Here is a 26,969-nt window from a genome sequence, read left to right as displayed (position 1 = left end):
GCTGTCCTTGTTCAGGCCTGCGGCATTCCTTGCGGCACGATTGTCTTGACGATCGTGGCGTCCAGCGCCTCGAAACCGGCGTAGTCGATCGTTTCGTAAAGCTCGGCGCGGGTCTGCATCGCTTCGACGCAGTTCTGCGCGCCGTCGTCCTGCTTGATCGCGTCGTAGAGTCTGCCGACCGCCTTGGCCGAGACGCGCAGGGAGGTGACCGGCCACATCACCATGCGAAACCCCATCGCCTCGAATTCGGCGGCGGTGAAGAACGGGGTGTGGCCGAATTCGGTCATGTTGGCGAGCAGCGGCACGCCGGGCATGCGGCGGGCGAATTCGCGGAACATCTCGGCGCTGTGCAGGGCTTCGGGAAAGATCGCATCGGCGCCGGCTTCGACATAGAGCTTCGCGCGTGCCACCGCGCCGTCGATCCCTTCGCTCGCCGCGGCATCGGTGCGGGCGATGACGTAGAGGTGGCGGCGGGCGTGGGCGGCGGCGGCGACCTTGGCTGCCATGTCATGCGGGGTCGCGAGTTTTTTATCGTTCAGATGACCGCATTTTTTCGGCAGCAACTGGTCTTCGATATGCACGGCAGCGGCACCCGCATCCTCGAAGCTGCGCACCATGTGCATCACGTTGAGCGCCTCGCCATAGCCGGTGTCGCCATCGACCAGGACCGGCAGGCCCGATGCGCGCGCCGCCTGGCGGACGAAGAAACACACTTCATCGACGGTGATGATGCCGAGATCGGGCAGGCCCATCGAGGCAGTCATCGCCGCACCGGAGAGATAGCACGCTTCGAACCCCGCGCGCATCGCCTGGCGCGCGGCGAGGCCGTTGTGCGCGCCGGGGATGCGCAGAATGCCGGGACGGTCGAGCAAGGCGCGAAACCGCTCGCCCGCCGGGCGGTGGGGCAGATCGTCGGCCCGTAAATAGGTCATGCTGCCCTCCTCAATGCCGTTGATCGATCGGAACGAATTGCAGATCTTCCGGGCCGGTGTAGTTGGCCGAGGGCCGGATGATCTTGTTGTCGATCCGCTGTTCGATCACGTGCGCGCTCCAGCCCGATGTGCGGGAGATGACGAACAGCGGCGTGAACATGGCGGTCGGCACGCCCATCATGTGGTAGGACACCGCGCTGAACCAATCGAGATTGGGAAACATTTTCTTGGCGTCGTGCATCACGCTTTCGATGCGCTCAGCGATCGAAAACATGCGGGGTGCGCCGGCGTGTTCGGAGAGCGTGCGGGCGACGCGCTTGATCACCTCGTTGCGCGGGTCGGACACAGTGTAGACCGGATGGCCGAAGCCGATCACCACCTCGCGCGCTTCGACGCGGCGGCGGATATCGGCTTCCGCCTGATCGGGCGTTGCATAGCGTTTCTGGATGTCGAACGCCGCTTCATTGGCACCGCCGTGCTTGGGGCCGCGCAGGGCGCCGATGCCGGCGGTGATTGCGGAATACATATCCGACCCGGTGCCGGCGACGACGCGTGCCGCGAAGGTCGAGGCATTGAACTCGTGTTCGGCATAGAGGATCAGCGAGGTGTGCATCGCGCGCACCCAGAGTTCGTCCGGCGCCTTGCCGTGCAGCAGATGCAGGAAATGGCCGCCGATCGAGACGTCATCCGTTTCGACATCGATCCGCTTTCCGTTGGTCGCGTAGTGATACCAATAAAGCAGCATCGAGCCGAGCGAGGCCATCAACCGGTCCGCGATGTCGCGCGCGCCGGCCGGATGGCGGTCATGCGCTTCGGGCAGCACGCAGCCGAGGGCGGAGACCGCGCTGCGCATCACATCCATCGGGTGGGCGGCGGCCGGTATCGCCTCGAGCACGCGGCGCACCGCGGCCGGAATGCCGCGCAACTGCATGAGCTTCGCCTGATAGGCCCGCAACTCCGCCTGGTTCGGTAGCGTGCCGTGCACGAGAAGATGGGCGATTTCCTCGAAGGTGCAGCTCTCCGCCACATCGAGAATATCGTAGCCGCGATAATGCAGATCATTGCCGGTGCGCCCGACGCTGCACAACGCCGTGTTGCCGGCGGCCACCCCTGACAGGGCGACCGATTTTTTCGGCTTTGGCAAAACCGCCTCGTTCATTGCATCATCCTTTCAGTCACCTGATGGAGCGGGGTGCGGCGCTCAGAAAATGCCCGGCTTGCTTTCGAGCAAGGCCCCGCCGGGCACGGCCACGTTCAAACGATCGAGCTCGCCCGCGGGGAGTTTCGGCAAGTCCTGCACCGCATCGAGAAACCGCGCGGATTCGCGCGGCGAGATGACGCCCGATGTCAGCATCTCGAATTTATTGATGTAATCCGGCCGGCCGAACGGCCGGGCGCCGAGCGAATGGGCGTTGGCGACGGCCATTTCATCGATCAGCGTCTTGCCGTTCTTGAACTGGATTTCGATTCGCCCGCCGAACGCCTTTTCGCTGGGGTCGGACGTGTGATACCTTCGCGTCCATTCCTTGTCTTCGCGGGTTTCGATCTTGTGCCACAGGGCCACCGTATCGGCCCGCTGGGCGCGCTGCGGCGCGTAGCTGTCGACATGGCTCCAGCTGCCATCCTGCAATGCCACCGCAACGATATACATGATCGAATGATCGAGCGTTTCGCGCGAGGCTTTCGGGTCCATTTTCTGCGGATCGTTGGCACCCGTGCCGATCACGTAATGGGTGTGATGCGAGGTGTAGATGATGATTTTTTTGATCGCGTTGAAATCCTCGATGCTTTCACGCATCCGGAACGCGAGGTCGATCAGCGCCTGGCTCTGGTATTCGGCCGAATGCTCTTTGGTGTAGCTGTCCATGATCGCGCGTTTCGGCTCGCCTTTATCGGGCAGCGGCACGTGATACACCGCGTTCTTGCCGCCGAGCATCCAGGCGATCACGCTGTCCTCGCCTTCATACACCGGGCTCGGCGCGCCTTCGCCGCGCATCGCGCGATCGACCGCCTCGATCGCGAGCTTGCCGGCATGGGCGGGGGCGAACGCTTTCCAGGAGCTGATTTCGCCCTTGCGCGACTGGCGGGTGGTGAAGCTGACATGCACCGCCTGCTGCACCGCCTGAAAGATCACCTCCTGCTTCAGGCCGAGCAGCGCGCCGATGCCGGCCGCCTGGGCCGGTGCCAGATGCGCGATATGGTCTTTTTTCCATTCATGCAGGCAGATCGCCTTGACCAGATCGATCTGGATTTCATAGCCGGTGGCGATGCCGCGGATCAGGTCGCGCCCGGTGCGCTCCATCGCCTGCGCGACCGCGAGGATCGGCGGAATGTTATCGCCGGGATGCGAATAATCGGCGGCGAGAAACGTGTCGTGATAATCGAGTTCGCGCACCGCGGTGCCGTTGGCCCAGGCGGCCCATTCGGGGCTGACCGTCTTGCGGCCGGGCAGGCCGAACAGCGTCGCACCGCCGCGCTTGGTATGGCCGAGCGCCATGCCGCGTGCCGAGACCACCGGGCCGCGATTGATCGAGGCGATCGCGACCGCGGCGTTGTCGATGATGCGGTTGATGATCATGGCGGTGACGTCTTTTTCCACCGCCACCTTGTCCGCCGCGACACCGGCGATTTTCCACGCCAGTTGATCGTCACGCTTGAGCAGCGATTTCGAAGGATGGACGCGGACCTCATGCAGCTTCATGGACATTGATTACTTTCGTCTTGGTATCGTTTACACTATACGGTCATGTTCTGAATGCGCCCCAACCGGCCGCAATGGCAACCCCCGGTCACGAACCCGAGGGTTGCACGCCGGTCAGACGCTGGCCGGCGTGATCATCGCGGTGGCTTTGGTCCGCATCACTTTCTTGTCGAGCTTGCCGACCGAGGTTTTATCGAGCGCATCGACCACGATGATGCGGTCGGGCACGGCGAAGCGGGAAATGGCACCGGCATCGGCATGCGCGCGCACATGCGCGCGCACCGCTTCCTCATCGACCAGCCGATCGGGCTTGGCGACCACGAAGGCGACCGGGCGTTCGCCCCAGCGATCATCGGCGATGCCGACCACCGCGACCTCGGAAATCGCGGGATGGGTCAGCACGATATCCTCGAGCCCGATCGAGGAAATCCATTCACCGCCGGTTTTGATGACATCCTTGACCCGATCGACGATGCGCAGAAACCCATCGCGATCCATGGTGCCGATATCGCCGGTATGCAGCCAGCCACCGCGCCACAGCGCCGCCGAGGCCTCGGCATTGCCGGCGTAACCCGGCGTCAGGCAGGGCGACCGGGCGACCACCTCACCGACCGAGGCGCCATCGTGCGGCACATCGTTCATCGCTTCATCGACCACCCGCACCTCGCACAGCACGCCAGGCATGCCGGCCGACAGGCGCATGCGGATTTCGGCCTCGGGGCGATCGGCTTCGGTATCGAGAATATCGCCGCGCAGTTGCGTCATCGTCATGATCGGGCAGGTTTCCGACATGCCGTAGGCGGCATAGATATCGACGCCGCGTGCAAGTGCCGCCTCGCACAGCGCGCGCGGCAAGGCGGAGCCCCCGATGATCACGCGCCAGCCGGTGAGATCGATATCCTTCGCCGCCGGCGCATTCAGGATCATGTGCATGATGGTCGGCACACAATGTGACACGGTGACAAGCTCGGTCCGCAGCAGATGGCACACCATGTCCGGCAGGAACCGCCCGATATAGACCTGCTGCATCCCCATCATGGTCGCGACATAGGGAAACCCCCAGGCGTGGACATGAAACATCGGGGTGAGGGGCATATAGACGTCTTCGCGCGAAATCCGCCCGTTCAGGCCGGCCATCATCAGGGTCGACATCAGGGCGAGGGTGTGGAGCACCAATTGGCGGTGGCTGAACATCACGCCCTTGGGCAGGCCGGTGGTGCCGGTGGTGTAGAAGGTGGTGGCCTGGGTGTTTTCATCGAAATCGGGGAAGTCCCGATGGGCCGGCGCCGCCGCGAGCAGGGTTTCGTAATCGCCCGCGCTGCCGGCCACCGCGGGCGGCGATGCGGCATCGCTCATCACCACGACTTCGCGCAAGTTCGGCAATCGATCGCGGATCGCATCGAGCACCGGCAGGAAATCGACGTTGACCAGAAGAATTTCGGCACCGGAATGATCGATCGTGTAGGCGATCTGGTCGGGGCTGAGCCGGATGTTGACCATCATCAGCACCGATCCCAGCATCGGCACCGCAAAATAGGATTCGAGATAGCGGTGACTGTCCCAATCCATCACGGCAACGCGGCTGCCCATGCCGGCCCCCAGCGCCGCCAGCGCGCCGCCGAGCCGGTGCACCCGCTCGACGAACTGCGGATAGGTGAAGCGCAGGTCGCCGCGATACACGATCTGCCGCCGGCTGGCCTGCGCGATCGGCATTTTCAGGATCTGTTTGATCAACAACTGATACTGAAACGGCGCTTGGGCGGCACTCATGATTCGTTTCCTCCGAATGGGCGCCCCGGTTCACGCCAGGACTTGAACGCTATAGGATAGGAGCGTATCGCGCCCGTCAATATGCGTCCCAAGAGGGGGGCGGAAAACAAACCGAGGAAACGAAATGACCGCACTGAAATCCCTGTTCGACCTGACCGGCAAACGCGCCCTGATCACCGGCGGCTCCCGCGGGCTGGGGCTGCAGATCGCCGAGGCGCTGGGCGAATACGGCGCCAAAATCGCGATTTCCGCCCGCAAGGCCGATGAACTGGACGAGGCGGTGCGCCACCTGGCGAGCAAAGGCATCGCCGCGACCGCGCATATCGTCGATCTCGGCAAGCCAGAAGGGCCGAAAGCGCTGGCCGATGCCGTGCTCGCCTTGCACAGCGAGGTCGATATCCTGGTCAACAACGCCGGCGCCACCTGGGGCGCGCCCGCCGCCGATGTCACGCCGGAAGCCTGGGCGCGGGTGATGAACCTCAACGTCAATAATCTGTTCTTCCTGACCCAGGAGATCGCCCGCCGCTCGATGATCCCCCGCCGCGCCGGCAAAATCCTCAACATCGCCTCGATCGCCGGGCTGCGCGGGCACCACCCGGATATTACCGGCACCATCCCCTATAACACATCGAAAGGCGCGGTGGTGAACCTGACCCGCGCGCTCGCGGCCGAATGGGGGCCGCACAACATTACGGTCAATGCCATCGCCCCCGGGTTCTTCCCCTCGAAAATGACCAAAGGCATTCTCGGCCAGTTCGAAACACAGGTTCTGCACCACACGCCGCTCGGCAAACTCGGCAATAACGACGACATGAAAGGCGCCGCCCTGCTGTTCTGCTCGGCAGCCTCCGGCCACATTACCGGCCAGATCCTCGCCATCGACGGCGGTACAATGGTGGTGTGACGCACGGGCGCGGGGCGTGGGAAGTAAGGAAGGCGGGGGGGGGGCTTTGCCCCCTCGACCCCCACTAAGGGCGGAGCAGCCGAAGGTTCCAGCGATGCTCTTCATCGCTGGAATGGCTCCGGAGGGAGAGCCCCTCGCCTTCTTTACTCCCCAAGCCTCAGGCGCCCCGGCGCGTCGCCACCACCAGCTGATTGCCATCCGGATCGCGGAACCGCACGTCGCGCACACCCCAGGGTTGATCGGCCGGTGGCCGGCTTGTTGTTACGCCGTGCGCGGTGGCGTCGCGATACCAGGCGTCGACGTCCGCGACGTCGAGATGCGCGTTGCCGCCGACGGCGCCGTCTCCCTCATGGGCTGACAGGCGGATCGCGAGGCCTTCTTTCGAGATTTGCATGAACACCGGATAGTGGGGCGCGAAGCGGTGCTCCCAGTCCAGCGTGAAGCCGAGCGAGTCGAGATAGAATTGGCGGGCTTTCGCTTCATTGGTGATGCGCAGGGTGGGAAAGACGCGTTGTTCGCCGCTCACGGGGAATCTTTCACCAGTTCGACCCAGCTTTGCGGCACGATTGCCTCTCCTGGGCCGGCCCAATCGTAGCTCAGCCGGGCTGTGGTTTCGCTCGAGAACGCCAGGTGCACGATTTCGCGGAACGATTGCGGATCGGCCAGATTGCCGTGGTGCAGGACCAGATCGTGATTGCCGGATTGCGCGAGCTGGAAATGTTGGAGGCCGGGGATATTGTTGCTGATGTGGACGATTTCGATCTCGTCCGCCTGGTTGCGGCCGAGGCAGGCGATTTCGGTGTGCAGCAATTCGCCATCGCTGGTGGTTGCGGTGAACCGGTAGCTCAGATTGGCCGGGTTCAGCGGCGGATCGATGATCAGAACACCGGTGAACGCCCGCGTGTCGTGCGCGACGCCGGGACCGGAATAGCGCCCGGCGCGGGATGCCAGAAAGCCGATCGGGTCTTTCATGGTCGCAAGCTGCCAAACCGCCGGCATCGCGGCAACTCAAATCGTCGTTGGTGGCGATCGTTTCCTAAAATTGTCGTTCGAGTCCCTGACGGATCGCGCCGACCCGCCGTGTCAGTCGCGGATGGCTGCGAAAAATCTCGGAAATGAAGCAGAATATCAGGAGCCCATCGGTGCGCTGGCCAGATAAGCCGGGATGTGTTGGCGCAGTTGGAAGAACCCTTTGGTGGCGTGGGGCCAGAAATGGCGATCCCAGCCGCGCGGCACCGCGCGGGGTGGCGTTGGCAGAACCGCGAGCGCATCGGCGACCGGGCCGACCGGTGCGTAGGGTGTGATCACCGGCAGATCGTGCCCGGACGCCCAGGCGGCAATGTCCGCACTGTCGTCGAGCCGCACCGCCGCGACGCCGAACCGGCGCTCTGCGCGGCACAGCGCATCCTCGACCGCGCCATGGGCGAATGCGGCAACCGGCGGGGCGACGCCACGTGTCGCGCGCGGCGCCGGCATGGCGAGACCGGCCACTGCGCGCACGGTGCATCCGGCGAGATCGAGGCTGCCGGGGTCGCAATCATCGTCGTGGAGCAGCAGCGCGACATCGCCGTTGATCGGCTTGTCGAACACCGGGGGCACTGGTCGTGGGGGCGGGATCTCTTCGGTCAGCGGCTCGGCGGTTTCGTCGAGTTGGCCGCGTGGATCGAACCTGGCGTTGGTGTAGCGCGCGATGTTTTCGGCCCGGGCGAGGTAGTGTTTGCCCGGCGTGTGCAGGCCGGCGACCCAGCGCCACGACAGCGTGTTCGACGCGACATCGCCATCGTGGAGATGGCGCAGAAAGAAATCAGCCCCGAGCTCCCACGGCAGGCGCAGCGTGAAGATCCAGATCGAGGCGAACCACATCCGCGCGTGGTTGTGCAGATAGCCATGGGCCACCAGTTCCTGTGCCCAGACATCGAAACAATCGATGCCGGTCTGCCCCGCGCAGGCATCGTGAAATTCCCGGCGCAGGCCGCCGGACGTGGCTAGCCGGTTTTCGCCGCGGCGCACACCGGCGCGATAGTTGGCCCAGACCGCGGGGCGATGCTCCAGCCAGCCTTTCCAATAGCTGCGCCAGCAAACCTCCTCGATGAATTTCATCGCCACCTCGCCATGGGCGGCGAAGGCCGCCTGGGTTACCTCGGCTTCGGTGATCAGGCGGTGGCGCAGATAGGGCGAGAGGTGGGAAACCGCGCTGTGTCGGCCGGGTCCGGGGTCGGTGTTGCGTCCCTCAGCATAGGCGCGGCCGGCGTGGGGCAGAAACTCAGCGAGACGGGCGAGGCCGGCGCTGCGCGTCGGGGTGAATAATTCCATGCGCGCGACATGGCCCGCTTGTCGCGATCCGCAACGCCCTTATGCTACTGTCGCAGAGGTTGCAGGAGCAAATATGGATCAAGCGGTACAGCCGGTCGTGACGGCACAGGATATCGAGGCGGCGGAACGCGTGGTCGGCGTGTGCTATACGCCGGCGGAGCGCGCGCTGGTCGCCGCCGAAATCGCCGAGCAGATCGGCCTCGCCGCCGCGCGCCGCGCCGACACCATGCGGCGCAACCGCGATGACGAGGACATGCCGCCGGCGACGGTGTTCGACCCGCGGCTGCCCGGGTTTCGCATGCCCGAACCCGCGCCGCTGCACCTGCCGCCCACCGTGCTGCCGCTGCCGGACGATGATATCGATATCGCCTTCGCGCCGATCACCGCGCAGATCGGCTGGATCCGCGGGGGATCGCTGACCGCGACGCGGCTGACCCAGATTTATCTCGACCGAATCGCGCAGCAGAACCCCGTGCTGCATTGCTATGCGCGGCTTAATTCGACGGCACTCGATGAGGCAGCAGCGCTCGATGCGCGCGGCGTGCGGGGCGACTGGGCGGGACCGCTGCACGGCATTCCCTATGCGTGCAAGGACATCATCGACACCGCCGGTCTCGCGACCGACTGGGGTGCCCAACCGTTCGAGGGGCGCGTGCCGGTGGCCGACGCCATCGTGGTGCGGCGCCTGCGCGCTGCCGGGGCGATCATGCTCGGCAAATCCACCGTCGGCGCGCTGGCCTATGGCGATATCTGGCACGGCGGGCGGACCCGCAACCCGTGGAATCCCGCGGAAGGGTCATCGGGCTCGTCGGCCGGCTCCGCCTCGGCCACCGCGGCGGGCTTGTGCGGATTCTCGCTCGGCACCGAGACCTATGGCTCAATCGTGTCACCGTCGACCCGCTGCGGCACGGTCGGCCTGCGCCCGAGTTTCGGCCGTGTTGCGCGTGGCGGCGTGATGTCGCTGTGCCCCAGCCTCGACAAGATCGGCCCGATCGGCCGCAGCGTCGATGATTGTGCGCTCGTGATGGCGGTGATCAACGGCGCCGATGCGACCGACGTTTCCAGCATCGAGGCGCCGTTCGGCGGCGATCTGGCGCGTGACCTTACCACGCTGCGGGTCGGGTATTTCCCGGCCGATGTCGAGGGCGAGGGCTCGCTCGATCAGGATCGTGCGATTCTCGAGCACTGCCGGGCGTTGGGCGTGCATCTGGTCGCGCTGACCCGACCCGACCTGCCGTACGACAGCCTGACCTCGATCCTGATGGCCGAAGCCGCTGCCCTGTTCGAGCCGCTGACGCTGAGCGATCGCGACGATCTGCTGGCCTGGCAGGATGCCGATGCCTGGCCGAACCAGTTCCGCATGGCGCGGTTTCTCTCCGCGGTCGATCATATCCAGCTCGACCGGTTGCGCCGCCGCGTGATGATCGCGATGGACACATTGTTCACCGAGGTCGAGGTCATGATCGGGCCCGCTTTGGCCGGCCCGATGCTCGGCATCACCAATTTCACCGGCCACCCCTGCCTGTGCCTGCCCTCCGGCTTCATCGCCTCGCCGAGCCGGATCGCCGATACGCTGGCCGGCACCCGCACCGCGACCGATGCGCCGACGCATCATGTGCCGCATGCCTCCAGCATGTGGGGCCGCCTGTTCGACGAGGCGCCGATGCTGGCGCTGGGGCGCGCGCTCGAATCACGCCTTGGCCTCGCGCTGCGGCCGCCCGCGCGCACTGCGACGCCCCCCTGACAAATCGATGAAAATGTATCTTAAAGAAGATGGTTTGACAGAAAATGAGAGCAGTGTGATCAGGGAGCGGATTCGCTAGGATGGACCACACCGGAACGCCGCCGATCGACATCGCGCCGGAACTGGAGCGCGACGTAGCGGTTATTTCCCGCAGCGGGTTGTTCGATGCCGGATTCTACGCGGCCCAGCACCCCGACCTGCCGCCCGATGCCGACCCGATCGTGCATTTTTGTGTGATCGGCTGGCGGTCTGGGCGCAGGCCGAATCCCTATTTCGAGCCGAGTTATTACCTGCATACCAACCAGGATATCGCCGCCGCCGAGCTCAACCCGCTGGTCCATTACATCGAATTCGGTGACCGCGAGGGCCGCGACCCGTCACCGATGTTCCATGCGCTGTGGTATCGCGAGGCCTATGGCGTGCCGCAAGCGCACCTCGCCCTCGCCGATTTTCTGAACCGCCGGCGCACCGGTCAGGTCAGTCCGGTGCCGGTGTTCAACGCGATCTGGTACCTCGAGCAGAACCCGGATGTCGCGGCGACCAAATCCGACCCGTTCGAACATTTCTGCGCCTTCGGCGTCGTCGAATCGCGCGACCCCTCACCCGATTTCGATATCGGCTTCTATCGGGGCCGTTATGCCGAGGATATCGGCGGGCAGAACCCGCTGCTGCACTATATTGCAAACCGGGGCGGGCGATTTCTGCCCAAACGCCCGGTGCACGAGCGCCTGATCGCCGGCGCGGTTCGCACCGCCACACGGCCATCGCCCGCGTTCGAAACCATCCAGCCCTTGCCCGCCGGCACCCCGCGCCTCGCCACGCTGCTCGCCTATTACCTGCCGCAGTTCCACTCAATTGCGGAAAACGATGCCTGGTGGGGCACCGGCTTTACCGACTGGACCAACCTCGCCCGCGCAACGCCGCGCTTCGCCGGGCATTACCAGCCCCGCGTGCCGCGCGATCTCGGTTATTATTCGCTGGAAGACCCGGCCACCCTGCCCCGCCAGATCGAACTGGCGCGCGCGGCTGGTAATTACTATTGGTTCAACCGCAAGCGGCTGTTGGAAAACCCGCTAGAACGCCTGCTCGCCGACCCCACGCTCGACACGAAATTCTGCCTGATGTGGGCCAATGAGAACTGGACCCGCCGGTGGGACGGCCAGGAACGCGAAATCCTGCTCGCCCAGGATTATGAACCCGAGGACGATATCGCCCTGGTCGATGATTTCGCGCGGCATTTCGTCGACCCGCGCTACATCCGCCTCGAGGGCCGGCCGCTGCTGATGATCTATCGCGCCGCCCTGATCCCGGATGGCCCAGCCACGATCGCGCGCTGGCGTGCCCTGTTCGCTGAACGCCACGGCGAAAATCCGCTGATGTTCATGGCCCAGAGCTTTCACGACTACGACCCTGCCCGCCACGGGCTGGATGGTGCCGTCGAGTTCCCGCCCCATAAACTCGTGGTCGACGCGCCCAAGATCAACGCGACGCTCGATAATTTCGACCCCGAATTCACCAGCGACGTGTTCAACTACAATGATATCGCCGCCATCTCGCTCGCAGACCCCGACCCCGCCTATCCGCTGATCCGCACCGTCGTGCCGGGCTGGGACAACGATGCGCGGCGCGAAGGCAAGGGCGGCGTTATCTTGCAGGACGCAACCCCCACCGCGTATCAGACCTGGCTCGCCAGCCTGATCGACCGCGCGCGCCGCCGGCCGGTGTTCGGCGAGGCGATTGTCTGCATCAATGCCTGGAACGAATGGGCGGAGGGCGCCTATCTCGAACCCGATCTGCATTTCGGCGCCGCCTTCCTCAACGCGACCGGCCGCGCCGCGAGCGGACTGCAGGACAGCGACACCGCACGCAACATCCTGCTGGTCGGCCATGACGCGCTCAACCACGGCGCGCAATTGCTCCTGCTGCATCTGGCGCGCACCCTGCGGCGCAACCACGGCATGGTGCCGCGCATTCTGCTGCTCGGCGGCGGCGAATTGATCGGCGCCTATCAGGCCGAGGGGATTACCGATGTCGCGCCGGACGAAGGCGCGCTGCTCGCGCATATCGCCCGCTACCGCGCACGGGGCATCGCAACCGCCATCGTCAACAGCGCCGCCTCCTCACGCGTCTGCACTCTGCTCGCCAAAGCCGGTATCGCGTCCTCCCTGTTGATCCACGAAATGCCGCGCCTGGTGCAGGAACGCGCGCTGCGCGGCGTAACCCGCCAGGGCATGGCCGCGGCCAGCGCCACGGTTTTCTCATCCGCCTTCGTGCGCGACGCGCTGTGCGCCGCCCTCGAACTGACGCCGCCGAACCTGCACGTGCTGGCCCAGGGCAACTACCAGGGTGTGCGGTTTTCCAACGCCGCACGCGCCACGTTCCGCACGCAGCACGCCCTCGAAACCAGCGATTACGTCGTGCTCGGCGTCGGCTTCGCCGATCTGCGCAAAGGGTTCGACCTGTTCCTGCAGGTGTTTCGCCAGATCGCGGCGGTGCGCGACGACGTACATTTTTTCTGGATGGGCGAGGCGCATTTGTGGATTCGCGACTACCTCGGCCTGGAAATCGTCGCCGCGACCGCGACCGGGCGGTTCCATATGGTGGCGTTCGACGATGACGTCGCGACCGCCTATGCCGGTGCCGACATCTACGCCCTCACCTCGCGCGAGGACCCGCTGGCGAGCACAGTGATCGAAGCGATGGCCGCCGGCGTGCCGAGCATCGCCTTCGAGGGTGCCGGTGGCATCCCCGATCTGCTGCGCGCGAGCGAAACCGGCGCCGTCGTGCCGATGGGCGATGTCACAGCCTTCGGATCCGCCATCCTCGACCGGCTCGACCATACCGCGCTCGAATCCGACCGCCGGCGCCTCGCCGCGATCGCCGAGCGGCATTTCGATTTCCCGGCCTACGCCGCGCAATTGCTCCGCATCGCCCATCCTTCCCTCATCGGCATTTCATGCGCCGTGTTGAGCTATAATTACCGCGATTACCTCGCCGACCGGCTCGGCTCGGTGTTCGGCCAGACCTACCCGCTCACCGAAATCCTGCTGCTCGACGACGCCTCGACCGATGGCTCGGTCACCGAAGCCCTGCGTCTTGCGGCGGATTGGCGGCGCAGCATCGCGCTGCATCGCAACGCCACCAACGGTGGTTCGGTGTTCGCCCAATGGCGGCGCGCCGCAACACTTGCAACCGGCGACTACCTTTGGATCGCCGAAGCCGATGATCAGGCCGACCCCCGCATGATCGGCCGCCTCGCCGACGCCCTCACCCACGCGCCCGACGCCGTCATGGCGATGACCGATTCCCGCGCAATCGACGCCACCGGCACCACCCTGATGCCCGACTATCAGAACTACTATGTCGAATCCGGCGCAGCGGACCTCGATCGGTCATTCGTGATGAGCGGACGCGATTTCGCCACCCGCTTCCTTGCCACCCGCAACCTGATCCTGAACGTCAGCGCCGTTCTGTTCCGCCGCAGCGCCCTGCTCGCCGCCCTCGACCGCCTGGGGCCTGAACTGCTGGAATGGAAACTCGCCGGCGACTGGCGGCTCTATCTCGAAATTCTGACCGCCACCGATGCCTGCGTGGTCTGGCTCGCCGAGCCCCTAAACATCCACCGCCGCCACGACCGCGGCATGACCGCGGCCCTCGATGCCCGGCGCCATCTGGCGGAGATTGCCGGCATGCACGAAATCGCGGCGACAGCGCTGGATCTCGATGACGCCGCGCGGCAACACCAAGCCACCGACCTCGCCGCCCTCGCCGACCGTTTCGGCGTGGCAATAACCGACATTGCGTTGCACAATTTTACCGGGCCTGCTTAACTATCCCTTAAGGCTTCCACCGTCTGCTCTAACGACCAATCAATCGCATCACGCCAGACAAACTGGGTATTTTACATGAAGATTTTGATTACCGGTGGCTGCGGCTTCATCGGTTCCGCGGTTATCCGGCACCTGATCGCAACGACCGGTCATGACGTTATCAATATTGACAAAATGACCTACGCCGCCTCGGAAGACGCGCTCGATGCGGCACGATCGAGCCCGCGCCACACGCTGATCCGCGCCGATATCACCGATGCCGCCGCGATGCGCAGCGCCTTCGCAAGCCACCAGCCCGATCTGGTCATGCATCTCGCCGCGGAATCCCACGTCGATCGCTCGATCGATGGCCCGGCCGATTTCATCAACACCAATATCACCGGCACCTTCATCCTGCTCGAAGCCGCCCGTACGTACTGGTCAGCCCTGCCCGAACCGCGCAAATCCGCCTTCCGGTTCCACCACATCTCGACCGATGAAGTGTTCGGTGCCCTCGAAGCCACCGACCCACCCTTCACCGAAACCACACCGTACGATCCGCGCAGCCCCTACTCCGCCAGCAAAGCCGCCTCCGATCACCTGGTCCGCGCCTGGCACCATACCTACGGCATGCCCACCATCGTCTCGAACACCACCAACAACTACGGCCCCTGGCAGTTCCCGGAAAAACTCATCCCGCTCGTCCTGCTCAACGCGCTCGATGGCAAACCCCTGCCCGTCTACGGCGATGGCTCGAACATGCGCGACTGGCTGTTCGTCGATGACCACGCCGAAGCCCTCGCCCTCATTGCCCTGAACGGCACACCCGGCGCCACCTACGCCATCGGCGCCCGCCAGCCCCGCACCAACCTCGACGTCGTCACCACCATCTGCCGAATTCTCGACGAAAAAATCCCCGACCCCGCCGGCCCGCGCAGCCGCCTGATCCGCTTCGTCACCGATCGGCCCGGTCACGATTTCCGCTACGAAATCGACCCCACCACATCCGAAACCGCACTCCACTGGCACGCCACCCATAATTTCGAAACCGGCATCGCCCGCACCATCGACTGGTACCTCGCCCACACCGCCTGGTGGCAACCCATCCGCGCCGCACGCTACGCCGGCCAACGCCTGGGGACCGCGGCATGAGGGCCGTGCTGGTTGCGAGAAAGGCCGGGGCTTCGCCCCAGACCCCACCAGGAGGCGCCGCCTCCTGGACCTCCGCTAAGGGCGCAGCCCTTAGAACCCGGAGTTTTAGGAAAGGGGTGGGCGCTGCCTCGCATTTGTCACGTCTATGGACTGGATCGCCCACCCCTTTCCTAAAACTAATGGATTTTAAAGGCTCCGCCTTTAACGGGGTTCCAAGGGGCAGCGCCCCTTGGTGGGGCTTGGGGCGAAGCCCCAACCTGTCTCACACCAGCACGGCCCTCACACCATGATCACCAAGGGCATTATCCTGGCCGGTGGGTCGGGGACGCGGCTGCATCCGACGACGCAGGCGACGTCGAAGCAGTTGTTGCCTGTTTATGACAAGCCGATGGTTTACTATCCGTTATCGACTTTGTTGCTGGCGGGGATCCGCGACATTCTGTTGATTTCGACGCCGGCGGATTTGCCGCAATTCCAGCGTTTGTTGGGGGATGGTGCGCAGTTCGGCGCCACCATCACCTATGCCGAGCAGGCGTCGCCGGATGGTTTGGCGCAGGCGTTTCTGATTGGCGAGGCGTGGCTGGCGGGTCAGGCCTGTGCGTTGGCGCTGGGCGATAATCTGATTCATGCGGATCATTTGTCGGTCTCGTTGCGTGCGGCAGCGGCGCGGCCGGAGGGGGCGACGGTGTTTGCCTATCAGGTGCGCGATCCCGAGCGCTATGGCGTGGTGAGTTTCGACAGCGAGGGTCGGGCGGTCGAGATCGTCGAGAAACCGGCGGTGCCGTTGTCGAACTGGGCGGTGACCGGGCTGTATTTTTATGACGATCGGGTGACGCAGTTTGCCCATGCGATCAGGCCATCGCCGCGGGGCGAGTTGGAAATCACCGACCTTAACCGGATTTATCTTGAAAACGGCTCGCTGCACGTCGAAAGATTGGGACGCGGTACCGCGTGGCTGGATGCCGGCACGCCGGACTCCTTGTTGCAGGCGGCAACGTTCGTGCAGACGATCCAGCAGCGGCAGGGCAATCTGGTCGGCTGTCCGGAGGAGGTCGCGTTCCGGATGGGGTTCATCGATGCGGCGACTTTGCGGGGGCGGGCCTTGAAACTGGGCAAGACGGAACTGGGGCGTGTGTTGATCGAACTGGCGGATGGGATGCACCAATGATCGAGGCGCAGGCGATTGCGGATGTTCTGCTGATCTCACCGCCGCGGTTTGCCGATCAGCGCGGCTGGTTCAGTGAAAGCTGGAATCAGGCCAAGCTGGCTTCGCTCGGCTTTCACCACGAGTTCGTGCAGGACAATCATTCCTACTCCGCCCAAACCGGCACGATCCGTGGCCTGCATTGCCAGGTGCTGCCGTTCGTCCAGGGCAAATTGGTGCGCTGCGTGCGGGGATCGATCTGGGATGTCGCGATCGATATTCGCAAGGGCTCGCCGGATTTCGGTAAATTCGTCGCAGCCGAGTTGTCGGCCGCCAACGGCCGGCAATTATGGATCCCCGGGGGTTTTCTGCACGGGTTCTGCACGCTCGAGCCGGATACCGAGGTGATCTACAAGGTGACCGCCGGGTATGACAAAGGCTCGGAGCGGGGTGTGATCTGGAACGACCCCGACCTTGCGCTGCCCTGGCCGGTCTCACCCGAACATGCGGTGCTGTCGGACAAGGATGTGTTGCTGCCGCGGCTGGCGTCGTGCGATTCCTGGTTTGTGTTCTGACATGACAGCCCGCCCGATCCTGATCACTGGCGCGACCGGGCAACTCGGCATGGCGCTCGCCGCGCAGGCGAAGCTGGCGTTCGAGGCGGTGGGGCGGCCGGTGTTCGATTTCGAGCGCCCCGCGACGATCACGTCGTGTTTTGCGGGTGCCGCGCCATCGCTGGTGATCAACGCCGCGGCGTGGACGGCGGTGGACGCGGCCGAGCAGAACCACGATGCCGCGTTTCGCGCCAACCGCGACGGGCCTGGGATTCTGGCCGGTCTCTGCCGTGATGCCGGGATTCCGCTGATCCATGTCTCGACCGATTACGTGTTCGATGGCGACAAGGGCGCGCCCTATATCGAAACCGATCCGGTGGCACCGTTGGGCGTTTATGGCGCCAGCAAGGAGGCGGGCGAGCGCGCGGTGCTGGAGTCGGGCGCGATGGCGATGGTGCTGCGCACCTCCTGGGTGTTTTCCGCCCGCGGCAAGAATTTCGCACGCACCATGATCAACGCCGCACGCAAGACCCGTGCGTTGCGCGTGGTGGGCGACCAGCGCGGCACGCCGACGGCGGCCGAGGATCTGGCGGCGGCGATTCTCGCGATTGCCGGGCAAATTCAGAATGGCGGCTGGCAATCCTCGTTCCAGGGTATTTTCCACGCGACCAATACCGGCGAGACCACCTGGCACGGATTTGCCGAGGCGATTTTCGACATCGCCGCGGCCCAGGCCGAAACTCGCCCGGTGGTTACCGCGATCACCACCGCCGACTGGCCGACACCGGTGAAGCGCCCCGCCGATTCCCGGCTGGACGGCACCAAACTCGCCACGGTGTTCGGCCTGCGCCTGCCCGCGTGGCACGATGCGACGGAGCGGGTGATCACCACGATGCTCGCGGCAGACCGATCGCCATGATCGCGATCCTGCTCTCCACCTATAACGGCGCGCGCTTCCTGCCCGAGCAGTTGGAGAGTTTCGAGCGGCAGACCGACAGCGACTGGCGCGTGGTATGGCGCGATGACGGCTCGACCGACGAGACCCGCAGCATCATGGCCCGTTTCACGGCGAAGATCGGCCCGGCACGGTGCCGCGAAACCGCCGGGTCTGGCGCGCATCTCGGCGCGGCACAGAGCTTCCTGTCATTGCTGCCCGAAGCGGCCGACGCCGATTCGGTCGCCTTCGCCGATCAGGACGACGTCTGGCTGCCCGACAAGCTGGCCCGCGCGCGCGAGGCGTTGAAATCCGCCGGCAACCAGGCCATGCTGTATTGCGCCCGGCAATATCTGGTCGATGAGCATCTGCAAGGCCACAATCTGTCGATCCTGCCGGGCGACAAGCCGGGGTTCCCCGCCAGCCTCACGCAGAACATCGTGCACGGCAATACCATGGTGATGAACCGGGCAGCGGCCGACCTGGTCGCGCGCATCCCCGGCCCGCCCGGCACGGTGCATGATTGGTGGAGCTATATCGTGATCACGGCGTGCGGCGGCGTGGTGCTGATCGACCCGAAACCGGTGGTGCTCTACCGCCAGCACCGCGAAAACCTGATCGGCTCACCGCCCTCCACCCTGGCCCGCGCAGTCGCTGCCCTACGCCGCGGTCCGGGGATTTTCATGACCATGATGCGCCGCCATGTTGGGCAACTCGCCGCCCACACCGAATTCCTGACCGAACAGGCGCGCGGCGACGTGGCGCGGATCGGCGAAGGCCTGCGCGGCGGCGTGGCGCCGCGCTCGCGCGCGCTACGCTGCCCCGGGCTGAAGCGGCAGACCGAGCTTGAAAACATGCTCTTCCGCCTCTGGTTCATGATCGGCTGATCGCGACTCAACCGGCGCCACCTGCGCCGTCGCGATTGCCTGCGCCATGATCTGGTCCACCGCGTCGCGCAGCGAGGTCGGATAGAGGCTCGCCCCGATCGCCGCCTGGAAATCACCATAGCGTTCGTAATCCGCCTTGGTGGTCCAGAACCCGACGGCGATGGGCACATCGGGCGATGCCCGGCGCAACCGCCGTACCAGATAGCGCACGCTCGAAGGTGCTGCCGCAATATCCAGGTAACACAGGAAGATCATTGCAATCCCGTCCATGTCGAGGCTCGCGACATGCGTCCGCGCCGCGGCCTCATGCGGCACGATGCGCGTTCCAATGCCATGGCGGGCCAGCAGCTGGGCCATGATGGCACAGCCCTCGCGATCGAGCGCGCCGCGCCCGGCGATGCACATCACCGGTGCCTCACCCTGCCAGACCGGCGCCAATTGCGCGCGCGGCGGCAGCGTCAGCCGCGGTGCCGGCACGGGCTCGACGCGCGGTCCGTCCGAATCCGCCTCCGCCGGGGACGGGCGCACGGGTTTTTCGCTGTCCACCTGATCGTCGAGCCCATCGATCAATTCGGCGACGGTATCGGTGATGCGATCGAGCTGGCCGGGATACAGCGCGCCCCGCACCGCATCGCCGGCGGCAAGCCGCAGCGCCGGCAGCACCACGCTGTCGTAATAACCGCACAACGACCGATCCCGCAGCAAAATCTCCGCCTGGTCCAGCGCCTCATCCGGATCGCCGGCAAGCGCCCTCTGATAGAACGTCTCGACCGGCGTCAGCGCGGGCCGATCCCCCAGCAGCACATCAAGAAACTCCAGCCGCTCGACATGGCGGCCGAGAACCACGAAACACAGGGTCAGCGGCGTTGATAACAACAGCCCGACCGGCCCCCACAGCCACCCCCAGAAAATCGCCGCGACCACAACCGAGATTGGCGAAAGCCCGGTCGTCCGGCCATACACCATCGGCTCGATCACCTGCCCCACCAATGCCTCACCGACGACGAACAGCACCAGCGTCCAGATCGCCATCGACCAGTCGGGGTCGACCGCCGCCGCCAGCAGCAGCGGCGGCACGGCGGCGATAAAGCTGCCGATATAGGGAATGAACCGGGCCAGCGCGGTCAGCACGCCCCACAGGATCGCCCCCGGCACGCCGATCGCGAACAACCCGAGCCCCACCACCACGCCAAATCCAGCGTTGATCAGAAACTTGGTCAGGAAATACCGGCTGAGCCGGTCCGCCGCGTCATCGAGCGCGGTGGTCGTGCGGTGCAGATCGGTCGAGCCGAACAGCCGGATCATGCGATCGCGCAGATCCTCGCGATACAAGAGAATGAAGCTCGCGACCGTGAACACAATGAACATGATCGCGAGCGGATCGAGCATTGGCCCGATGATGCCCTTGGCGACATCGGTCGGCGAAATCGGTGCCGGCACGACCGAAACGCGCTCGGGCGGCGGCGCGCGATCCGCAGAGTGGTGCTCGGCTTTCGGTGCCGCGGCATGCTGCAATTCCTTGCCGGCCTGTTTCACGAAACTGTTGAAATTCCCGACCGTCGCATGGCGGATCATATCGATCTTCTGCACAATGATGGTCTGCTCCGCAGGCACTTCGCGCACCAGCGCGGTCACCTGCGTGCCGATGATCGCACCAAGCCCGAGCAGAACCACCAACGGCAACGCCATCGCCAGCATCACCGAACCCACGCGCCCGCAGTGCCAACGCCGCAAAAACGCAGCGATCGGCGCGACCAGAAAGCTCAGCAACACCGCCAGCGTGATCGGGATCAGCACGTCCCGCGCGAAATAGAGGGCAGATATCACGACCACGGCCACCGCGAGCGACAACAACCCGCGTAACCCGGGTGTTTCGGCCGGCGGGATCGTGACCGGGCCGTCCGTAACCGGCGTCGGTCGCATTGTTCGCATATCTGAATCCCCGTTTTCGCTGATATGGGGGGGCGCATCGCCCGAAAAAAGCATGCAGGTGACAGCAAAAGGAAAACCGGGCACGAGCCGTGCTCCGCGCGGGCGCATCCACGCCGCGCGAACGACGGGATCGAACGTTCATCATGGGTTTCATTTTTGCGGTTCTGGTGATCGATTCGCTGGGCTTCGGGCTGATCGCGCCGATCCTGCCGGACCTGGTGCAAAAACTCGCGCATGTGCCGCTGTCGCACGCAGCACTCTGGGTCGGCACGCTCAGCATGACCTTCGCCGCCACCCAGTTTTTCGCATCCCCGGTGCTGGGCCAGTTGAGCGACCGGTTCGGCCGCCGCCGGCTGATCCTGATTTCATTGTCGGGTAGTGCTGCCAACTATATCCTCCTGGCATTCGCACCCACCATCGGCTGGTTGTTCATCGGCCGGCTGATCGCAGGTGCCACCGCCGGCAACGTCTCCGCCGCCAGCGCCTACATCGCGGACATCACGCCACCTGAACAACGCGCGCAGCGCTTCGGCATGATCGGCGCCGCCTTTGGCCTCGGGTTCATGGCGGGCCCGATGCTGGGCGGGTTTCTGGGAGCCATTAACCTGCGCCTGCCGTTTCTGGTCTCGGCCGGGCTGGTTGCGGTGAACGTGATCTACGGCATTTTCGTCCTGCCGGAATCCCTGCCGTTTGAAAAACGCCGCCCGCTCCGCCTGCGCGATGCGACCCCCCTGGGTGCCATGCGCCTGTTGACGACGGTACCCCGCCTCTGGCGCCTGGCGGCAGCGTGGAGCGTGCGCTGGTTCGGGCTGGGCGCTTTGCAGGCGGTGCTGGTGCTGTTCACCGAGTTGCGCTTCGGCTGGGGGCCGCAGCAGAACGGCATTCTGTTCGCCGCCGTCGGCGTTGCATCGACAATCGTGCAGTTCACCTTGGTCAAGCGGGCGGTCACGCTGTTCGGCGAGCGCGGTGCGGCGCTGGTCGGCTTCGGCGCCAGCGCGATCGGCTTCATGATGTTCGGCCTTGCGCCAAGCCCGGTGTGGCTGTTCGTCGGCATTGCGTTCACCTCGCTCGGCTCGGTCGCCAACCCCGCGATCCGCAGCATGATCTCGCGCGCCTTGCCGGCCGACCAACAGGGCCGCGCCGCCGGTGCGCTCGCCTCGATCGAAGGCCTCACCGCCATCGTGGCACCGCTGACCGGCGCCTTCGTGTTCGATCTGTTCAGCCGCAACGTCCCCTGGCGGCTGCCCGGCGCGCCGTTCGTGATGGTCAGCGCCATGCTGGTCGGCGCGGCCTGGCTGATCCTGACGTCGGCCCCCCGAACCAGCAAGACGCGCGCCGAAAAATGACGAACGCGCCGCGCTCATCAACCTGATCAGCGCCGATTTCAGCGCGACCTGCGACGTTAACCCGCTTTCAGCTTTTGATCATTACACGGGTAAGCGGTAAACGCGTATCACCTCTTCATGGCGGAACATGTCCATCAGCGTCCATCTTGACCGCATCACCGACCCGATCGTAGCGCAGGACGAGCGGCAGGCCGGCTCATCGGTGCGCCAGCCCGAAATGCGCGTGTTGATGGCCAGCCGCTACGGCCGGCTTGGCGCCAGCAGCCGGCTGCGCCTGCTGCAATACGCCGAACCGTTGGCAAAGCAGGGCATTTTATCCACGGCCCGGCCGTTCCTGTCCGATAATTACGTCAAGGCGCTCTATGAAGGCCGCAGCCGCCTGCCCGCCGTGCTCGCCGCCTATGCCCGCGCGCCCGCACTGCGGGCGGCGGTGCAGGAGCACGACATCGTCTGGATCGAGAAGGAATTGCTGCCGTTTCTGCCGGCCTTGTTCGAACGCGCGCTGCTCGGCGCAAACAAGAAATTCATCCTCGATTTCGACGATGCGTGGTTCCTGCGCTACGGCGGCGAGGGCGAAGCGGGCGGCCGCAACCGTCTGGTCCGCACCCTGCTCGGCGGCAAATTCCCCACCCTGCTGCGGCGCGCCGCACTCACCATCGTCGCCAACGAAACCCTGCGCGACTGGGCGCTACGTGCGGGGGCGGCCAATGTCCTGCTGCTGCCCACCGTGGTCGATCTCGATCATTATCCGCCGACCGCGATGCCCGCCAACCCGGTCTTCACCATCGGCTGGATCGGCACGCCGGTTACGGCACCCTATCTCGCACGCCTCGCCGAGCCGCTGCGCCAGCTATCAGCGGAGGCACCGCTCGAATTGCTGGTGATCGGCGCGCCCGATTTCACCCTGCCCGGCGTCACCTGCCGCCATCTGCCCTGGAGCGAGGCGACCGAGGCGGCCATGATCAGCCAGTGCGACGTCGGCATCATGCCGCTGCCGGACGATGCCTGGGCGCGCGGCAAATCGGGCTACAAGCTGATCCAGTACATGGCCGCCGGTCGGCCGACCATCGGCAGCCCGGTGGGGGCCAATACCACGATCGTCGAGGATGGTGTCACCGGATTCCTGGCCGGCCCCGCCGCCACCTGGGCCGACCGGTTGCGCCGCCTGCGCGACGATCCGCCCCGCCGCCAGGCCATGGGCAGCGCCGCACGCCTGCGCGTCGCCGCCGATTATGCGCTGCAAGCCACCGCGCCGCGCCTCGCCGCCGCCATCCGCAGCATCGCGGCACGCTGACATTTCGCGGCACCACTGCTATGTCGCGCCATCGCGACCCGAAACACTGATCACGCAGGCGGACCATGGCTGGACATTCCCAATTCAAGAACATCATGCACCGCAAGGGGGCGCAGGATATCCGCCGCGCGCGGCAATTCGCCAAGCTGATCCGCGAAATCACCGTCTCGGCCAAGCAGGGCCTGCCCGACCCGGCCGCCAACCCGCGCCTGCGCGCCGCCTGTGCCGCCGCCCGCCAGTCGAACATGCCGCGCGACACGATCGAGCGCGCCATCAAAAAAGCCGCCGGCGTCGGCGGCTCGGAGGATTATGTCGAGGTGCGTTACGAGGGCTATGGCCCGGCCGGCATCGCCATCATCGTCGAAGCCCTGACCGATAACCGCAACCGCACCGCGTCGGACGTGCGGACCGCGTTTTCCAAGCACGGCGGCTCGCTCGGCGAAAGCAATTCGGTCTCCTTCATGTTCGACCGCATCGGCCTGGTGCGCTACCCCGCCGCCGCCGCGAGCGCGGACGCCATGCTCGAAGCCGCGATCGAGGCCGGGGCCGATGATGTGCTGAGCAGCCCAGACGGCCATGAGGTGATCTGCGCCATCGATGAATTCTTCGCCGTGCGCGATGCGCTGGAACAACGCTTCGGCGAGCCCGAGACCGCCAAGCTGGACTGGCGGCCGACCACCACCACAACGCTCGATGAAGACGCCGCCCGCGCCGTGCTCAAACTGATCGACGCGCTCGATGACAGCGACGATGTCCAGAACGTCTACGCCAATTTCGAAATCCCCGAAGCGGTCATGCAGGCGCTGGACGCCTGACGCGCCGATTTCCGGCCGTCGCGCATGACCTGGCGCTGGATCTTCGAAAAAACAGCCGTGCTGAACGTCCGGTTGTTTGGGTCCGCGGTGGGGCGCGCGTATAACAGGGCGATGGCGATTCGCGCGCGCATTCTGGGCATCGATCCGGGACTACGGTTCACCGGATTCGGCATCATCGAGGTCGATGGCAACCGCCTGCGCCATGTGGCGGACGGCGTGATCGCAACCGACGGCGATGCCTCGGTGGCCGAGCGCCTGCGCGTGCTCGATGCCGCGCTGAACCAGTTGCTGCGCGACTACACGCCCGATTACGCCGCGGTCGAGGAAACCTATGTCAACCGCAACGCCACCGCAACGCTGAAACTCGGCTACGCGCGCGGTGTGGCTTTGCTGGCACCCGCCCGGGCCGGCGTGCCGGTCGCCGAATATGGCGCGAAAACGGTCAAACGCGCGGTGGTCGGCACCGGCAATGCCGAAAAATCCCAGGTCGCGCTGATGGTGCGCCGCCTGCTGCCCGGCGCCGCGATCCGGCGCGCCGACGCCGCCGATGCCCTCGCCGTCGCAATCTGCCACGCGCATCATCTGGCCACCGCATCCGTGATGCCCAGCTTGCTGACCGGGGCCGCATGATCGGCAAACTGACAGGCCTTGCCGAACAGATCGAGGACGGCCGCTGCCTGATCGATGTCAACGGCGTCGGCTACGTCGTGTTCCTGTCCTCGCGCAGCCTCGCCGCCCTGCCCGCTCCGCCGGCGCGGGCGAGCGTGCTGATCGAAACCCAGGTGCGCGAAGACGCGATCACCCTGTACGGCTTCATCGACGGCGCGGAACGCGACTGGTTCCGCCTGCTGACCACGGTGCAGGGGGTCGGCGCGAAAGTCGCCCTCGCGCTGCTGTCCGCCCTGCCGCCCGACCGGCTGGCCGGTGCCATCGCATCATCCGACCGCGCGGCGATCACCCGCGCCCCCGGCGTCGGCCCGAAACTCGCGGCACGGCTGATCGCCGAACTGCGCGAACGCATCGCCGCGATGCCGACCAGCGGCGCGTTCGGCGTCGTGTCGATCGCACCAGCCCCAGCCGCACCCAGTATCGCCGGCGATGCGATTTCCGCCCTCACCAACCTCGGCTACCGGCGGAGCGAGGCCGAACAGGCGGTCGCCGCCACACTCGCCGCCCTCGGCGCCGAAACCGCGCTCGATGCGCTGATCCGCGACGGTTTGCGCCGGTTGGCCCGATGATTGATGATGAAGACTCCCGCCTGCTCTCCGGCGCGCGCGACGCCGAAGACGGTCCCGAAGCCGCACTCCGCCCGCAGACCCTGGCCGATTTCACCGGCCAGCAGGCCAGCCGGGAAAACCTCGCCATCTTCATCGAAGCCGCGCGCGACCGCGGCGATCCGCTCGATCACGTGCTGCTGCACGGCCCACCCGGCCTCGGCAAGACCACGCTGGCGCAGATCATCGCGCGCGAAATGGGTGTCGGTTTCCGCGCGACCTCCGGCCCGATCATCCAGAAAGCCGGCGATCTCGCCGCCATCCTGACCAATCTGCAGCCGAAGGACGTGCTGTTCATCGATGAAATCCACCGCCTGCAACCGGCGATCGAGGAGGTACTTTACCCCGCGATGGAGGATTTCGTGCTCGACCTGATCATCGGCGAAGGCCCGGGCGCGCGCTCGGTGCGGATCGATCTGCCGCGCTTCACGCTGATCGGTGCCACCACCCGCTCCGGCCTGCTCGCCAACCCGTTGCGCGACCGCTTCGGCATTCCGCTCCGCCTGATTTTCTACACGCCGGAAGAATTGACACGGATTGTAACACGCGCAGCCCATCTGCTGGGCATGAACCTGACCCCGGATGGTGCCGCCGAAATCGCCAAACGCTCGCGCGGCACGCCCCGCATCGCCGGTCGCCTCACCCGCCGGATCCGCGATTTTGCAACCGTCGCGGGCACCGCCATCATCGACAGCGCCGCGGCCGACGCAGCGTTGAGGCGGCTCGACGTCGATCAGCGCGGGCTCGATGCGATGGACCGGCGCTATCTCCGCCGCATCGCCGAACACCATAACGGCGGCCCGGTCGGCATCGAAACCCTCGCCGCCGCGTTGTCCGAACCGCGCGATACGCTGGAAGACGTGGTGGAACCCTTCCTGATCCAGGAAGCCTTACTCACCCGCACCTCGCGCGGGCGGATGCTCGGGCGCGACGCCTGGGCCCATCTCGGCATCCTGCCGCCACCATCACCCAACGGCCAGCACGATCTGCTGTTCGAGCCATGAACGCCCTGCACCACGGCACCCACCGCCTGGGGTTGCGGATCTATTTCGAGGATACCGATGCCGGTGGCATTGTTTATCACGCGAATTATCTGCGCTATGCCGAACGCGGCCGGTCCGAAGCGCTGCGCGCGCTCGGTGCACCCCACGCGGAAATGATCGCCACGCATGGCAGGATGTTCGTGGTGCGCCGCGCCGATATCGACTATGAGCGGCCCGCACGACTCGACGATGCGTTGATCGTCGTCACGCGGATCATCACGATCACCGCAGCGACGGTCACGCTTGATCAGACGATTTGGCGCGACAATCTGGCGCTGGTACGCATCACACTGGTGCTCGCCTGCGTCGATGCGGCAAGCGGGCGGGCGGCACGGCTGCCGGCGCCGATGCGGACGGCGCTGGAGCGGATGCGGATGGACGGAATTGCAGACGGCCGCGTTGCCGTGGAAGGGACTTGAAC

General features: G+C 65.5%; 23 protein-coding genes. 15 read left to right on the top strand and 8 right to left on the bottom strand.

The window, feature by feature from the left end; translation table 11 throughout:
* Window positions 1-11 precede the first annotated feature (11 nt).
* From prpB to B7X49_RS04465, 4 genes are all read right to left on the bottom strand, one after another.
* On the bottom strand, window positions 12-932 hold the full coding sequence (prpB, locus tag B7X49_RS04480; RefSeq protein WP_029312904.1) for a methylisocitrate lyase: 921 nt from the start codon (window positions 930-932) through the stop codon (window positions 12-14).
* A 10-nt stretch (window positions 933-942) separates the two neighbouring features.
* Window positions 943-2,091: a 2-methylcitrate synthase gene (gene prpC / locus B7X49_RS04475; protein WP_286702860.1), complete on the bottom strand. Its 1,149-nt coding sequence runs from the start codon at window positions 2,089-2,091 to the stop codon at window positions 943-945.
* Window positions 2,092-2,133: 42 nt separating this feature from the next.
* Window positions 2,134-3,633 (bottom strand): MmgE/PrpD family protein, encoded by a 1,500-nt coding sequence (locus B7X49_RS04470; protein ID WP_286702861.1) that lies wholly within the window; start codon window positions 3,631-3,633, stop codon window positions 2,134-2,136.
* 114 nt (window positions 3,634-3,747) lie between these two features.
* Window positions 3,748-5,403 carry a fatty acid--CoA ligase gene (locus B7X49_RS04465; RefSeq protein ID WP_286702862.1) on the bottom strand — a complete coding sequence of 552 codons (1,656 nt, stop codon included), beginning with the start codon at window positions 5,401-5,403 and terminating at the stop codon, window positions 3,748-3,750.
* A gap of 124 nt (window positions 5,404-5,527) precedes the next feature.
* On the opposite strand from B7X49_RS04465, the gene B7X49_RS04460 reads away from it, so the two are divergent.
* Window positions 5,528-6,307 (top strand): SDR family oxidoreductase, encoded by a 780-nt coding sequence (locus B7X49_RS04460; protein WP_286702863.1) that lies wholly within the window; start codon window positions 5,528-5,530, stop codon window positions 6,305-6,307.
* 157 nt (window positions 6,308-6,464) lie between these two features.
* On the opposite strand, the gene B7X49_RS04455 is transcribed toward B7X49_RS04460, so the two are convergent.
* The 3 genes from B7X49_RS04455 to B7X49_RS04445 form a co-directional block, all read right to left on the bottom strand.
* The gene (locus B7X49_RS04455; protein WP_286702864.1) at window positions 6,465-6,833 is read right to left on the bottom strand and encodes a glyoxalase superfamily protein; all 369 of its coding nucleotides are present in this window, start codon (window positions 6,831-6,833) and stop codon (window positions 6,465-6,467) included.
* Window positions 6,830-7,279: a hypothetical protein gene (locus B7X49_RS04450; protein ID WP_286702865.1), complete on the bottom strand. Its 450-nt coding sequence runs from the start codon at window positions 7,277-7,279 to the stop codon at window positions 6,830-6,832. Before B7X49_RS04450 ends, B7X49_RS04455 begins: the two co-directional genes overlap by 4 nt.
* A gap of 156 nt (window positions 7,280-7,435) precedes the next feature.
* The gene (locus B7X49_RS04445) at window positions 7,436-8,620 is read right to left on the bottom strand and encodes an FAD-binding domain-containing protein (RefSeq protein ID WP_286702866.1); all 1,185 of its coding nucleotides are present in this window, start codon (window positions 8,618-8,620) and stop codon (window positions 7,436-7,438) included.
* A 73-nt stretch (window positions 8,621-8,693) separates the two neighbouring features.
* On the opposite strand from B7X49_RS04445, the gene B7X49_RS04440 reads away from it, so the two are divergent.
* The 7 genes from B7X49_RS04440 to B7X49_RS04410 all read left to right on the top strand — a co-directional run bounded on the left by B7X49_RS04440 (window position 8,694) and on the right by B7X49_RS04410 (window position 18,844).
* A complete protein-coding gene (locus tag B7X49_RS04440) occupies window positions 8,694-10,364 on the top strand; it encodes an amidase (protein WP_286702867.1) in 1,671 nt (556 codons plus the stop codon).
* A gap of 80 nt (window positions 10,365-10,444) precedes the next feature.
* A complete protein-coding gene (locus B7X49_RS04435; RefSeq protein WP_286838409.1) occupies window positions 10,445-14,194 on the top strand; it encodes a glycoside hydrolase family 99-like domain-containing protein in 3,750 nt (1,249 codons plus the stop codon).
* Between the two features lie 75 nt (window positions 14,195-14,269).
* Entirely contained in the window at window positions 14,270-15,325 is a 1,056-nt protein-coding gene (gene rfbB / locus B7X49_RS04430; protein WP_029312707.1) for a dTDP-glucose 4,6-dehydratase, read from the top strand.
* A 286-nt stretch (window positions 15,326-15,611) separates the two neighbouring features.
* A complete protein-coding gene (gene rfbA / locus B7X49_RS04425; RefSeq protein WP_286702869.1) occupies window positions 15,612-16,493 on the top strand; it encodes a glucose-1-phosphate thymidylyltransferase RfbA in 882 nt (293 codons plus the stop codon).
* Entirely contained in the window at window positions 16,490-17,044 is a 555-nt protein-coding gene (gene rfbC, locus B7X49_RS04420; protein ID WP_029312709.1) for a dTDP-4-dehydrorhamnose 3,5-epimerase, read from the top strand. The genes rfbA and rfbC overlap by 4 nt, the downstream gene beginning before the upstream one ends.
* Before the next feature lies 1 nt (window position 17,045).
* Window positions 17,046-17,942: a dTDP-4-dehydrorhamnose reductase gene (gene rfbD / locus B7X49_RS04415; RefSeq protein WP_286702870.1), complete on the top strand. Its 897-nt coding sequence runs from the start codon at window positions 17,046-17,048 to the stop codon at window positions 17,940-17,942.
* Complete coding sequence (locus tag B7X49_RS04410) at window positions 17,939-18,844, top strand: glycosyltransferase family 2 protein (RefSeq protein ID WP_029312711.1); 906 nt, start codon at window positions 17,939-17,941, stop codon at window positions 18,842-18,844. The genes rfbD and B7X49_RS04410 overlap by 4 nt, the downstream gene beginning before the upstream one ends.
* Here B7X49_RS04410 and B7X49_RS04405 read toward each other — a convergent pair.
* Entirely contained in the window at window positions 18,770-20,776 is a 2,007-nt protein-coding gene (locus B7X49_RS04405) for an AI-2E family transporter (protein ID WP_286702871.1), read from the bottom strand. The two genes, B7X49_RS04410 and B7X49_RS04405, sit on opposite strands and share 75 nt — an antisense overlap.
* A gap of 143 nt (window positions 20,777-20,919) precedes the next feature.
* On the opposite strand from B7X49_RS04405, the gene B7X49_RS04400 reads away from it, so the two are divergent.
* From B7X49_RS04400 to ybgC, 7 genes are all read left to right on the top strand, one after another.
* A complete protein-coding gene (locus B7X49_RS04400) occupies window positions 20,920-22,122 on the top strand; it encodes a TCR/Tet family MFS transporter (RefSeq protein ID WP_408735557.1) in 1,203 nt (400 codons plus the stop codon).
* Between the two features lie 127 nt (window positions 22,123-22,249).
* Window positions 22,250-23,416, top strand: a complete 1,167-nt coding sequence (locus B7X49_RS04395; protein WP_286702873.1) for a glycosyltransferase — start codon at window positions 22,250-22,252, stop codon at window positions 23,414-23,416.
* 65 nt (window positions 23,417-23,481) lie between these two features.
* Entirely contained in the window at window positions 23,482-24,231 is a 750-nt protein-coding gene (locus B7X49_RS04390) for a YebC/PmpR family DNA-binding transcriptional regulator (RefSeq protein WP_029312715.1), read from the top strand.
* A gap of 111 nt (window positions 24,232-24,342) precedes the next feature.
* Entirely contained in the window at window positions 24,343-24,861 is a 519-nt protein-coding gene (ruvC, locus tag B7X49_RS04385) for a crossover junction endodeoxyribonuclease RuvC (RefSeq protein WP_286702891.1), read from the top strand.
* Entirely contained in the window at window positions 24,858-25,469 is a 612-nt protein-coding gene (ruvA, locus tag B7X49_RS04380) for a Holliday junction branch migration protein RuvA (RefSeq protein WP_029312717.1), read from the top strand. The genes ruvC and ruvA overlap by 4 nt, the downstream gene beginning before the upstream one ends.
* A complete protein-coding gene (gene ruvB / locus B7X49_RS04375) occupies window positions 25,466-26,509 on the top strand; it encodes a Holliday junction branch migration DNA helicase RuvB (protein WP_286702874.1) in 1,044 nt (347 codons plus the stop codon). Before ruvA ends, ruvB begins: the two co-directional genes overlap by 4 nt.
* Complete coding sequence (gene ybgC / locus B7X49_RS04370) at window positions 26,506-26,967, top strand: tol-pal system-associated acyl-CoA thioesterase (protein WP_286702875.1); 462 nt, start codon at window positions 26,506-26,508, stop codon at window positions 26,965-26,967. Before ruvB ends, ybgC begins: the two co-directional genes overlap by 4 nt.
* Window positions 26,968-26,969: the final 2 nt, after the last annotated feature.

Source organism: Acidiphilium sp. 34-64-41 (assembly GCF_002282635.1).
In the GTDB taxonomy this organism is placed as follows: Bacteria; Pseudomonadota; Alphaproteobacteria; order Acetobacterales; family Acetobacteraceae; genus Acidiphilium; species Acidiphilium rubrum.
Note: the sequence above shows the minus strand (reverse complement) of the source record. Positions and strands in the feature narration are given on the sequence as shown.